The following is an 11,415-nucleotide window of genomic DNA, read 5'->3' on the forward strand; positions in this document are numbered from 1 at the left end:
CAAACCATTTTGCGAAAATTCCTTGACACTACCGTGCTCTGTCTGGATCACGACGAGCCCGGGCAGACGGCGGCCAGGCGCCTCCAGGAAGAGTTACAGGGAGCAGGATACCACAGCGGTATCCTGCTCCCTGTGCATAAGGACTGGAACGACGACCTGGTGCAAGGGCAGACCATGGCCGACCTTGCAATGACCATGGGGCAGAGTATGTAGGCCGCAGAGGTGTGCCGCCCGCCAGGGGGAGGGTACGCCCTGCCACTGGACCGGGGGCCGGTTCATTTTGGCCCGCCCAGAAGGTCACACTGGAAGCAGATTGAAACGCAGAGAGCTGACAACGAAGGGATGATTGCAGTGAACAACGACACCTGGATGCTGATCCTCCTGCTGGCGGTGGTATTCGGCGCCCTGGTCGCCATCACCACCTTTTCCGGCCGGGGCAGCCTGGACAGCATCAAGAGTAAAACCGTGGGCGACGGGCAGCACGGCACCGCCCGCTGGGCCACGCCGGGGGAAATCAAGAAGACCTTCCGCTCCGTCCCCTTCCAGACCGCGCTGTGGCGGAAGGGGGAGCGCCTCCCGGGCACACAGGGGCTGGTGTTGGGCTGTACCGGAAAGAAGGGGTAGCTCACGGCCCTGGTGGATTCGGACGATGTCCACTGCCTCATGATCGGTGCCTCCGGCGTGGGCAAGACCGCCTTCTTCCTATACCCCAATTTGGAATACGCCTGTGCCAGCGGCATGAGCTTCTTTGCCAGTGACACCAAGGGAGATCTGGCCCGGAACTATGGGGCCATCGCCCGGGACTGCTATGGCTACCAGGTGGCGGTGGTGGATCTTCGGAACCCCACCCGCTCAGATGGCTATAACCTGCTCACCCTGATCAATCACTATATGGACGCGTGCCGGAGAGATCCGGCTGACCTGGCCGCCCGGGCCAAGTCTGAGAAGTACTCCAAGATCCTGTCCAAGGCCATCATCAACCCGGATGGGGAGAACTTTGCACAAAATCAATATTTTTACGACGCGGCGGAGGGCGTGCTCACCGCCGTGATTCTGCTGCTAGCGGAGTACCTGCCGCCCAGGGAGATCGACGGAGTGCTGCGAGAGCGGAGGCACATCGTATCCGTGTTCAAGCTGGTGCAGGAGCTGCTGGCCCCCAGCATTCTGCCCGACAAGAATGAGTTCCAGCTCCTCATGGACCGCTTGCCGGAGGAACACAAGGCCAAGTGGTTCTCCGACTCCGCCCTCACCGCCGCCGAGCAGTCTATGGCCTCCGTCATGTCCACCGTCCTCTCCCGGCTGAACACCTTCCTGGACTCGGAGCTGGAGCAAGTGCTGTGTTTCGACAGCACCATAGACGCCGAGAGCTTTGCCGCAAAGAAATCCTCCATCTTCCAGATACTTCCGGAGGAAGATCAGACCAAAAACTTCTTGGCTGGGCTAATGATCCAAACCCTGAGTCGGGAGCTTTTCTCTGTGGCGGATGAACACGACGGGAAGCTGCCCTGCCGGGTGGTGTTTTTCTGTGACGAGCTGGGCACCATGCCTGCCTTCGACATTCTGCCCCTGTTCTCCGCTGGCCGCTCCCGGCGGCTGACTCTAGTGCCCATCATCCAAAGCCTGGCCCAGCTGGAGAAGAACTACGGCAAGGAGGGGGCGGAGATCCTGGCGGATAACTGCCAGGACACCATCTTCGGCGGCTTTGCCCCCAACAGCCAGACCGCCGAAGTGCTGTCCAAGGCTCTGGGCAGCCGCACCGTGATGAGCGGCTCCATCTCCAGGGGGAAGAACGACCCCAACCAGAGCTTCCAGATGATCGAGCGGCCCCTCATGACCCCGGACGAGCTCAAGTCCATCCCCAAGGGGCACTTCATCGTCATGAAAACAGGCACCCACCCCATGCAGGCCCGCCTGCGCCTGTTCCTGGAGTGGGGGATCACCTTTGGTGCGGCCTACCAGGTACCCCAGCAGGCCGCCCGAAAGGTCTACTACGCCAGCAAGGCAGAATTGACCGATATCATATACCGGGCATTTCCTGCGCCTGCCTGCCAGAACAACTACCGCACGCCGAAAAAGGAGGAAACCGTGCCATGAGCTATTTTAGTGAGATCTACGGCGACCCGGAGCTGAGTGCCAGGGCCAAGCAAGTGCTGGTGTACCTCCACGACCGGGCAAACAAGGATGGCAAGAGCTGGTACGCCATCGCCACCATGGCCAAAGACCTGAGCATCTCCCGCTCCACCATAAAACGAGCCCTGGCAGAGTTGATCCACCAGGGCCGAGTGGAGAAATAGGCAAGATTCCGGGAGAACAGAGGGTGTACTTCGAACTGTTATCAAATAAAGCAATTGATGCGCATCTAATGTGATAACTCAGTCAGTTAAGATATAAAGTGTTGTGGGGAGAATTTTTGCGTTTTATGAAATAGCCCATAGTATTCATGAAGGATTTAGATTGAGATAAAGTGTTATACGAAACATACCGCCTTCCTGCTTTATATCGAGCGTACCCCCGTATTTGTCTACAACCGACTGGACATTTTGTATTCCATATCCATGGAAAGAATGGCCGGAGTGTAGACGATGTTTACCGCCCTCAATATACGGGTTGGACATCTCATAGAGAAGAAGATTGTTATGGACTGAGATCTCTAATGAGATTTTCCTATGTTGGGCTGGAAGGGCTAGACATGCCTCTAAAGCGTTTTCAAAAGTGTTTCCAATAATAATGCTAAGGTCGAGTATATTGATGTTTAGAGTTTGGGGTACCCAGACAGATAAATCTAATGGTACAGTCAAATCATTAGCTTGCTGGGCATAGTGTTGCAGAATTGCGCCGACTTCCGGGTTCCCGACATCAACAACACTTCCGATTTTGCTGAGAGAGTCCTGTGCATCAAGGAACACCTGTTCCACAGACGATTTATCCCCGCTTACCGACACAGCTTTCATGGCAGTTAGGTATTTGCTCATATCGTGCCACATGGCGCGGGTTTGCTCCTGCTCTTTCCAAAGGCTGTCGTAATAGCTTAACTGTAGTTCAAGCTGTTGCTGTCGGAGATCGGCATTGTGCCGCTCTTCCTGCCGTGCTTTGACCACCTCTGCATAGACAATGATTATAATATTGAGATAGAGGATGCCTATTAAAATAATCGTCGATTCCACAGAGAGTTTTCGTCCTCCATTTTGCGTAAGGCGCAGAATTTCATCGCAGAAATAGACGCTGAATATCTGACACGCAAGAAGAGGCAACAAGCTTTTCAGCTTCAGTAAAGAGTGCTCCCTGTGCATGAGTGGAACGGCGATTATGACCAACGCTAATTGGCACACTTTCGCTATGAGAATATAAATAGCCCGTTCATACCCCGGGGACATAACGTCCAGATACTCCCACCCCATAATTGCAAGCAGCTTTAAGCAAAGGAGCTCCGTAATCAAGGCCAACGCACAAAATACGGTAGCAACATAAACTGCATTAAGTGGTGCAGAGCGATAACAGACTTTACACAGCACAAGAATACCGAGCCAAGTGTAAATAGTTCGGACAATCGGCATAACAGGAACCACGTTCAAGGCCATGAGTCCTATTCCAAATATAATATAGGCAACCCACACTATCGCAGATGAACGTGAGTTCCGGGAAAGTAGCTTTTGCAGATAGAAAAAGATGAGGAATACTCCAAAAACAATGGTAGAAAGATGATAGATGAAATACATACAATCACCTTCTCAAAAAGTGAAACAGGGCTTCATCAAATAATTTCTTCCGATTTCTGCTGATGGGGATCTCTGTTCCGTCTGTTAAAAGAAGGTTGGCCTTTTGAATACGGTCTACAAAATCGAGGTTCACCAGGAAGCTGTTGTGGGGCCGTGCAAAGCCATTGCCCCACAAAGTCCCCTCAAATTCCTTGAGCGGAGTCCGCACCTGGTACTGTTCTTTGCTGGTATGGATTATCGTTTTATAGCTAAAGACCTCAATGTACGTAATGTCTCTGATCCTTACGAGAATTGGCCCGCGTTCCCCGGCCACAGGGATGCTTTTTGGGGAGCACTTAGCCACTGCGGCAGATACTGCCCGCACAAAGTCCGGGTATTCGACCGGCTTTTTCAAATACCGAAAGGCAACCTCATAGCCCCGGATTATGTAGGCCCCACTCTGTGTAATGAAAATGATCAACGGAATATCGGGCAACTTGTTGAGTTCCTCAGCCGCCTGGTAGCCGTTCATACCCTCCATTTCTATATCCAGAAGTACGATATCGAAATAGTCCCGCCGAAAAGCCGCAAGCAGCTCCTCCGATGAGGCAAACCCCTTCCAGTTCGCTTGAGCGTTGTAGCGTAGCAAATAGTCCCGGATCTGCCGCAGTTCATTAGGGTTGTCGTCGCACAACGCGAATTTCATTTCTCTCCCTCAACTTGGTCATGAGTGCTTTTTGTGGAAAGCTGTACGGATACTGTCCTGAATAAATTTCTGTACAGGCTCGTCCAGTTCAGAGAGCATATTTTCCAGCTCGCTAAATTGATATTGATCTTGCTTCTCGTCATAGAAAATCTGATTTGCGTCCAGTGAAAGCACATTGACCAGCCGCTTTAGCGTGGGGATGCTCGCCATGGACAGGCCTCGCTCCAACTGCCCGATATAGCCGGCCGATTTCCCAATCAATTCCGCAAGCTGCTCCTGTGTCAATCCGTGCTCTTCCCGTTTCATACGAATTAAGTCGCCAATCTGCATAGCCATCACCAATGCCCTCAGCTGTAGTGTTGCTATTATTATTACATAGCAAATCGTTGGCATACAGATAGTGATACAATGATTTTATCATAGTTATACAAAAGAAACAACCAGATACTGCACAGAAACGACAGGTTACAGCAAATCTATTGTGCATTTTATACAAGAAGTTAATATATACTTATCAGTAAAAAGAAGGAATGAACAATGATCAAAAAGGCGGCAGCCGGATATGTCGGTTGGTTGTGTGCCAATGGGATTGTAGCGCCGGAAAAGAACAAAATATACGCCTACGGGATGGAGCTGGTTCTATCTGGCTTGGTCAATGTCCTGTCTGTCCTGCTGATTTCAATTCTGATCTTCCATCCGGCTGACGGCTTGCTCTTTCTTGTGGCCTTCATCCCCCTGCGGACAACAGCGGGCGGATACCACGCAAATTCCCACCTGTCCTGCAATATAGTTTTCCTCAGCACGTTTGTTGCGTTGGAGTGCCTGGGACATTTGCTTCTGAAATACGGTTCCGTCATTCTCTATCTAGCTATAGCAGTCATTTCACTTGTAACACTGCTGATCCTATCCCCTAGCGAGGCAAAAAACAAGCCGCTGACCCCGGAGCAACGACGGCGCAATCGCCGCAGAAGCCTCATTTTAGGCGGGCTGAACCTGGCAATCGGGATCTTCCTTATCTGGGGCCTTCAAGCGCCGGCCCCATGGTGCACAAGCTATTACTTAGGAGTCATCGCAGCATCAATTTCGATGTGGGCGGCTCAAATAAAAGAAAGGATGTGTGTGCAATGAAAGTGATGGTTGAACGTATTTTACTGTGGTTTGGCGGGGCAATGGCCGTGCTAGCGAGATATACAGCCACTGCGTCGGTAAGCTCCACCTGCTTCTACACGGCCTATCAGCCGGATGTACCAGATGAGCTTTGAGATGAAAATGTAGTTCAATTGCAAAACAAAATTTAGCAGAAAAGGGGTGCACAGATGAACTGGAACTGGAAAAAATGATATCTATTGTGCTGGTAGTAACTGTATGTACCACAGGGAGTGCAATCGCTCAAGCTGTTGAATGTGATGTGCCGCAATATACTTTTTCAGATGAAAACATCGAGATTGTAGACCCTGCTCTGTTTTATGACCTCTTCACACAGGAGAATGATATCAATGCCATTCAAGATGATACTCTAGATGCTTCATATAAATATACATTTGCTCCTTGGGAGGATAATGCTGACAAAAGCGATGTTTCTGTGGATTTTGTAGTCGTAGTAAACGGAGTACCGGCATACGGTTCGGCTACTGGTGTGGTTGATGCATATGATATCAACGCTGGCAGTATCCTTTGGGCTGGGCCTCTTAATGGAAGTATTGATATTAATGGGTACAAGTATCCTCTTATTTTGGGATTCACCAAGATGGAGCCGAGTCAGGAAGTCTGTCTTTCGATAACGATCCAATCCTTTGATAATCATCCCAATATGGAACCAGTTTATTTTTCAATTGGTACGCCCTTGATAACAGACGGTGTTGAGGAATATATCAGAAATAGACAAGTAGCAGTAGGCGCAGATGATATCAGTGGTGTTGTATCTGATGATGCTTTTAAGGCAAATGACTTTTATCAGATAGGAAGCGATTTCGGTAATTTCAATGGTGGCCTAGGAGGAACATCTGGAATAGGCCAAGAAAGCTTTGTATATGGCAATGCTACAACTGGAACAGTCATGGTAACTCTGCGTACACATGGAGATCGGATTGATAAGGCCTTTTCAGGAGCCGGGGTTAGCAACTCTTTTGTTAGTCGTCTTATGATTAAGTTAAATCGTCAAGACTATACAGATGATAGCTATTCATGGATTGTAGGAATTGAACAGTACGATTTTCCGAGTTCTTCTTTTGGAAAATCTGGGGAATTGTTAATGCCCCTATTTAATGAGATACTTGGCGTGATGGGAGTTCCTTCAAATGTGATTAGCAGTGCACTCTCTGGGCTAACAGGAGTTGTAACTAAAGAAAATGCAAGTACAGATGCGTACTATGTTTCTTGTGAATTCTCTCTCCTTGAAGAAGCACGCTTTGATAAGATAGAGACTGGCCTTCCAATAGTGTTCCAACTCGACCATAATAGCAATTATACAGGATATAGTGATTATGCTTCTTCCACTGAAATTATGTATCGTACTTATTTTAAGCCCCATAGTGCAAACAAAGGTACATACTACTATACCAGTTGTGAAGATACCTTTATTCCTTTCCAAATCACACTTCCAGAATGAAAAAGAGTGCTATCATTATTGTATGGGGAGTCATTCTATGTACGAGCGTTTTTATTGTAGTACATATGTTATATTATACGAAAGTACAAATAGAAACACCTACTCTAATACACAAGTCTTTTGAAGGGACTATTTCCTTCTATTGTGATGAAAGTGACTCCCCATACACACATATTGTTATCGCATTGGCCAATAGGCCCGATAAAACAGAACGATTTGTTGTTACTGAAGACACTATATTTGCCGACGATTCAGAAAGTATTATTGCAGAGCGTATAGTAGGGGTGCACGTAGAAATAGAATCTGAATATTGGAATAATGTAGAATATGATTACTATCCAGTTACTTTAATTTCCGGATGTCTTTAATGTAAAGACTACAAAAGTATTCTTGATGTGGACAAGATGAAGGTGGTTTTAATCGATCTATACTAGTATTTTCGTTTAGAATTAGTAACCATAAAATCTTCCGGCGCATAAAAGGCCGTCATCTCTGCACATAGGTATTGAGATGGCGGCCAATGTTATTCTATGCCTCGCTATACTACCCCTGAATTTTTATTTCTAGTGCTGAAAAGTCCCCTAAATTAGGGGACTTTTTTAACACAAAATCAAACGCTGAACGTGACAAAGGAGAGATAATCCAGAAGTTTATGGAATTCAGAGCTTCGACGAACGTCCACAGACGATCATTTCACGCCAGTGATTGTACTTGGATATCCCCCACACAGATGCGCCTTTTCCCGGTTAATAGAGACAAATTCAAGTAGGGGGTGCTTTTGTGTGGGAAGAACTAGTCGTAAAACGCTATCTTTGTGCAAAGACGGCTGGGCTGCTGACCTTGGAATATTATCTGCTGATAAGTCTATTTGCAGAAGATCTGGAGATTTACGGTGTCAAAATTGTTGAGTGGCAGAACAGCAACCAGCGCCCCGGCCTCACAATGAGCGGCCAGCAGATCTTTCGCCCGATTGCTCTGCTTTCCAAAGGGACTGTTGTGCCGACAAGCTTGGTGGTGGAATTTATAGGGGGCTGTCGTTTGCGTTGCCGGGGGACGGAGGACCTTCAATGAGCGTAGAACGTGGAGTGTCCCTTACTATTTACATTTCTACTTATAGTTTCTCTCTGTCCGAATAGAGTATTTGCCTCTCATGGGGAGCTCGTGTTGCTGTGGTCTGCGACTACAGCAACACGGGCTTTTCTCTTGATTAAACAAAACCGCATTGCGCATTATACATAGATTTTTACGCCCAGATGGAGCACAATGCTGATTTTACAAAAACCAGAGGAAAACTTTTTTTAACCGGAAAAGAACCTTCCGCTTTAACCTTTATACTTCAATCACAGGGCAAGACGAGAGCGGTGAGAGGAATGCCCCCGTCAGAGCGGAGAAGTGAAATCCTACGTCTGCTATGCAAGCGGAGGCACGAAACAGCCATAAATCTTGCGACAGAGTTTGGTGTCTCTGAGCGGACGATCCGCAACGATTTGGTGATTCTCTCCTGCTATTACCCGATCCAAGTTACATGGGGACGATATGGCGGAGTGGCTCATCTACCAGAATGGTTCCACCTAGAAAACCGGATGTTATCTCCGAAACAGGAAATACTTCTCCAAAAACTGAAAACAGCCTTAGATGGGGAGGAGCTCCAAGTCATGAATAGTATTCTAGCCCAGTTTGCCCTGTATTGGGAGTATCGGTGATCTACCGATTTCCGTCCTGATCCTTGTAAATAGAATATCCGGCAGCGGGATACGTCCGCTGACGAGAGGCCCTCCGGGAGGGGGGCTGAAGCGACGCTGGAGGATGCGCCAAGACCACCTGTGCGGACCGTGAGCCCGCATCAAAGACGGCCAAGGAAGGTGCAGAGCGGTGCCCATACGTCCACAAAGCAGCCTGTGGCGGGCTGTTTCGCATTGCGGCTGGCTTATCCGGCCCGACCCTCGTCAGCAATCTGATAATGATACTCCTGTCCAGCCACAGCCCCGGGTGATACCGGGATCAAGCAATGGGGGCAGCTCGGAGAGATCCTCGGAGGGATGAGATTCCCGTGATGTGTGCCAACACAGTCCGTCTGCTGCCGCCCAGGGCCCGGGAAGTAGTGTCGAATAGGGCCAACCAGCGAAATGTATTTTTGAGAGAATTAGCGGGGGCCGTTCTGCGGCCATACGCCTCATAACGGCCCCCATTTGAAAATGGAGATATGAAATGAACCACAACATTAACTATATCGGGATGGTGAACCTCCTTCATCACCTCCAGAATGCCGGCCTTGTTAGTCGGAAGGAGGCCGGGAGGACCGCGGCCCGGCTCCGTGTAGAGACCGGGGCGGACGTCATATTTTCTCCCTGATTTTTGTTGCGTTTGGATATGGATATTTTGCGGAAGTGCTGGTATTGTGTGTTGCTGACAGGAGATATAGAGAGGCGATTTCGTGGACGAACAGAAGAAAACTAGTGGTTCCCTGGCATTGAACAGCACGCCCCGGGTGATCACCATCGCGCCCAGCACCCCAGTCAGGGATCGAAAGCTGCGGGTGGCGGCCTACGCCCGGGTGAGCTCCAGCTCGGAGGATCAGCTCAACTCCTTTGCCGCTCAGAACGCCCACTATACAGAGCTCATCACAGCCAACCCGGAGTGGGAGTTCGTGGACGTGTACGCGGACAAGGGCATCACTGGCACCTCAGCGGAGAAGCGTGACGACTTCCAACGGCTCCTGGCGGGCTGCCGGCGGGGCCGGGTGGATAAGATCCTGGTGAAATCCTCCTCCCGATTTGCCAGGAACGCCAAGGAGTGCCTGAAGGCCATCCGGGAGCTGAAGGCCCTGGGGGTAGGGGTACGGCTTCGAGGAACAGGGTATCGACACCTCTGAACTGGCCGGCGAGCTTCTCACCGCCATCTTTGCCATGATGGACCAGAAGGAGAGCGAGAACATCTCGGACAACCTCCGGTGGAGTATCGATATGCGGATGCGCACGGGGAAATACAATGCCTGCTTCGCCCCGTTTGGATACCAACTTGTGGGCGGAAAACTGGAGCTGATCCTTGAGCAGGCGCCGATTATCCGGTATATCTATGACGCCTACCTGGCAGGCAAGACGGCGGAGGACATCGCAGCGACGCTGAATCTGTTCTCTGATGACCGCCCTTGGAAGCCACAGCGGATCGACTACATCCTCACCAATGAGCGGTACAGCGGCAATGCCCTTCTGCGGAAGCGATACACGACGGATACTATACCCCGCAAAGTGAAGCGCAACCGTGGAGAGAGGCCCATGTGTTTTGTGGCAGGAATCAATGAAGCAGTGGTTTCGCAAGAGATATTCGATAAGGCGCAGGAACTGCGCAAAAAACGATGGGAAAACCGCCTTGTCGACCCTGACATTTTTATATCCCGCCAAAACGAGCTGGCGGAACAGCTCCGCGCCGCAAAGCTGGAGAAGGAACGGTTCCTGAAGGCCGAGGAGGATCAGACGATCCAACAGACTCAGGAGCTGATTGAAGCCCTGGAGGCTGGGCCGGACTTCCTGGACGCCTTCGATGGGGAGCTGTTCCGCGAGCTCGTGGACAAGATTATCGTGGAGAGCAATGACCGTCTACGGTTCCGGCTGGTCAATGGCCTGGAGCTGACAGAGCCCATAGAACGGACGGTGCGGTGATGGGGAGCAACCGGAAACGGCCCTTCGGCTACAAAATGGAGTTCGGGGAGATCGTGCTCCACCCGGCAGAGGCGGAGACGGTGCGCTGGATCTACGACAGCTACCTGGCCGGGGCCAGCTACAACGCTCTGGTGGACAAGCTCCGGGAGCGGGGGATTTCCTATGACGGGGACAAGCCCTGGAACAAGAATATGGCGGCCCGCATCCTGGCAGACCGCTGGTACACCGGCGAGGGTGGATTCCCGTCCATCATCCCGGAGGGGCAGTTCCACATGGTGCAGGTACGGCGGCAGGAGCGGACAATGCCCTGCCAAAAGAGCCCAGCCCAGAAGGAACTGCGGAAGCTGTGCGGCGGCAGCCCGCCGGCCTGGGTGGAACGGCAGGTGCTGGGCCTCCTGAACCGCCTGATCCAGTGTCCAGAGCGTATCACCTGCTCCGTGTTGGAGGATAAGCCACCACCAGAGGTGACGAAGCTGCGCCGGGGGCTGGACGAGCTCCTGCACCGCCCGCCAGTAGACGAGGTTCAGGCCAGAGAACTGGCCTTCCAGCTGGCAACCCTCCAGTTAAATGCCATCGGGCCGGAAGAGTATGAAACCCTCCGCCTTCGGAGGCTGTTTCAGGGATGGGCACCCATGGCAGAACTGGAGCAGGAATTGCTCCATGAGAGCGTCCGCCGCATCGCCGTCAGCAACGGGACAGTCACCGTCCTGCTAAAAAATAACCAGACCTTGGAAGGAGGAAATTACA

At 50.9% G+C, this 11,415-nt stretch carries 13 protein-coding genes and 1 pseudogene; 11 read left to right on the top strand and 3 right to left on the bottom strand.

The window, feature by feature from the left end:
* The 3 genes and pseudogenes from HMPREF0372_RS15230 to HMPREF0372_RS15245 all read left to right on the top strand — a co-directional run.
* The coding region (locus HMPREF0372_RS15230) for a toprim domain-containing protein (protein ID WP_007494397.1) at positions 1-213 on the top strand (213 nt) is incomplete at its 5' end.
* Between the two features lie 129 nt (positions 214-342).
* Positions 343-2,094 (top strand): annotated as a pseudogene (locus HMPREF0372_RS15240) (type IV secretory system conjugative DNA transfer family protein).
* Positions 2,091-2,294 carry a helix-turn-helix domain-containing protein gene (locus HMPREF0372_RS15245; protein ID WP_007494404.1) on the top strand — a complete coding sequence of 68 codons (204 nt, stop codon included), beginning with the start codon at positions 2,091-2,093 and terminating at the stop codon, positions 2,292-2,294. Before HMPREF0372_RS15240 ends, HMPREF0372_RS15245 begins: the two are co-directional and overlap by 4 nt.
* A gap of 144 nt (positions 2,295-2,438) precedes the next feature.
* On the opposite strand, the gene HMPREF0372_RS15250 is transcribed toward HMPREF0372_RS15245, so the two are convergent.
* The 3 genes from HMPREF0372_RS15250 to HMPREF0372_RS15260 are packed head-to-tail and all read right to left on the bottom strand — an operon-like array spanning position 2,439 to position 4,737.
* Positions 2,439-3,716, bottom strand: a complete 1,278-nt coding sequence (locus HMPREF0372_RS15250; RefSeq protein WP_007494406.1) for an ATP-binding protein — start codon at positions 3,714-3,716, stop codon at positions 2,439-2,441.
* A gap of 4 nt (positions 3,717-3,720) precedes the next feature.
* A complete protein-coding gene (locus HMPREF0372_RS15255) occupies positions 3,721-4,401 on the bottom strand; it encodes a LytR/AlgR family response regulator transcription factor (RefSeq protein WP_007494408.1) in 681 nt (226 codons plus the stop codon).
* Between the two features lie 18 nt (positions 4,402-4,419).
* Positions 4,420-4,737: a helix-turn-helix domain-containing protein gene (locus HMPREF0372_RS15260; RefSeq protein WP_009261514.1), complete on the bottom strand. Its 318-nt coding sequence runs from the start codon at positions 4,735-4,737 to the stop codon at positions 4,420-4,422.
* A 201-nt stretch (positions 4,738-4,938) separates the two neighbouring features.
* Here HMPREF0372_RS15260 and HMPREF0372_RS15265 point away from each other — a divergent pair, with 201 nt between their 5' ends.
* The 8 genes from HMPREF0372_RS15265 to HMPREF0372_RS18845 form a co-directional block, all read left to right on the top strand.
* The gene (locus tag HMPREF0372_RS15265; RefSeq protein ID WP_007494411.1) at positions 4,939-5,529 is read left to right on the top strand and encodes an accessory gene regulator B family protein; all 591 of its coding nucleotides are present in this window, start codon (positions 4,939-4,941) and stop codon (positions 5,527-5,529) included.
* A complete protein-coding gene (locus tag HMPREF0372_RS19405; RefSeq protein ID WP_007494413.1) occupies positions 5,526-5,663 on the top strand; it encodes a cyclic lactone autoinducer peptide in 138 nt (45 codons plus the stop codon). The genes HMPREF0372_RS15265 and HMPREF0372_RS19405 overlap by 4 nt, the downstream gene beginning before the upstream one ends.
* A 74-nt stretch (positions 5,664-5,737) precedes the next feature.
* Positions 5,738-7,009, top strand: coding sequence for a hypothetical protein (locus HMPREF0372_RS19410; RefSeq protein ID WP_007494415.1), 1,272 nt, complete (start codon positions 5,738-5,740; stop codon positions 7,007-7,009).
* Positions 7,010-7,789: 780 nt separating this feature from the next.
* The gene (locus tag HMPREF0372_RS15270; protein WP_007494417.1) at positions 7,790-8,080 is read left to right on the top strand and encodes a DUF6514 family protein; all 291 of its coding nucleotides are present in this window, start codon (positions 7,790-7,792) and stop codon (positions 8,078-8,080) included.
* A gap of 299 nt (positions 8,081-8,379) precedes the next feature.
* The gene (locus HMPREF0372_RS19415; protein WP_024723141.1) at positions 8,380-8,712 is read left to right on the top strand and encodes a DeoR family transcriptional regulator; all 333 of its coding nucleotides are present in this window, start codon (positions 8,380-8,382) and stop codon (positions 8,710-8,712) included.
* Positions 8,713-9,443: 731 nt separating this feature from the next.
* The gene (locus tag HMPREF0372_RS15275; RefSeq protein ID WP_007494426.1) at positions 9,444-9,881 is read left to right on the top strand and encodes a recombinase family protein; all 438 of its coding nucleotides are present in this window, start codon (positions 9,444-9,446) and stop codon (positions 9,879-9,881) included.
* Positions 9,882-9,972: 91 nt separating this feature from the next.
* Positions 9,973-10,668, top strand: a complete 696-nt coding sequence (locus HMPREF0372_RS15280; RefSeq protein WP_230979314.1) for a recombinase family protein — start codon at positions 9,973-9,975, stop codon at positions 10,666-10,668.
* Positions 10,668-11,415, top strand: a 748-nt coding sequence (locus HMPREF0372_RS18845) for a recombinase family protein (RefSeq protein WP_007494430.1), incomplete at its 3' end; no start/stop codon positions are given. The genes HMPREF0372_RS15280 and HMPREF0372_RS18845, both read left to right, overlap by 1 nt.

Origin of the sequence: Flavonifractor plautii ATCC 29863 (assembly GCF_000239295.1) — a bacterium.
Lineage (GTDB): Bacteria > Bacillota > Clostridia > Oscillospirales > Oscillospiraceae > Flavonifractor > Flavonifractor plautii.

Coding starts and splice junctions, on each gene's coding strand:
- HMPREF0372_RS15245 (WP_007494404.1), top strand. CDS start 2,091: ATGAGCTATTTTAGTGAGATCTACGGCGACCCGGAGCTGAGTGCCAGG.
- HMPREF0372_RS15250 (WP_007494406.1), bottom strand. CDS start 3,716: ATGTATTTCATCTATCATCTTTCTACCATTGTTTTTGGAGTATTCCTC.
- HMPREF0372_RS15255 (WP_007494408.1), bottom strand. CDS start 4,401: ATGAAATTCGCGTTGTGCGACGACAACCCTAATGAACTGCGGCAGATC.
- HMPREF0372_RS19405 (WP_007494413.1), top strand. CDS start 5,526: ATGAAAGTGATGGTTGAACGTATTTTACTGTGGTTTGGCGGGGCAATG.
- HMPREF0372_RS15280 (WP_230979314.1), top strand. CDS start 9,973: ATGCGGATGCGCACGGGGAAATACAATGCCTGCTTCGCCCCGTTTGGA.
- HMPREF0372_RS15265 (WP_007494411.1), top strand. CDS start 4,939: ATGATCAAAAAGGCGGCAGCCGGATATGTCGGTTGGTTGTGTGCCAAT.
- HMPREF0372_RS19410 (WP_007494415.1), top strand. CDS start 5,738: ATGATATCTATTGTGCTGGTAGTAACTGTATGTACCACAGGGAGTGCA.
- HMPREF0372_RS19415 (WP_024723141.1), top strand. CDS start 8,380: ATGCCCCCGTCAGAGCGGAGAAGTGAAATCCTACGTCTGCTATGCAAG.
- HMPREF0372_RS15260 (WP_009261514.1), bottom strand. CDS start 4,737: ATGGCTATGCAGATTGGCGACTTAATTCGTATGAAACGGGAAGAGCAC.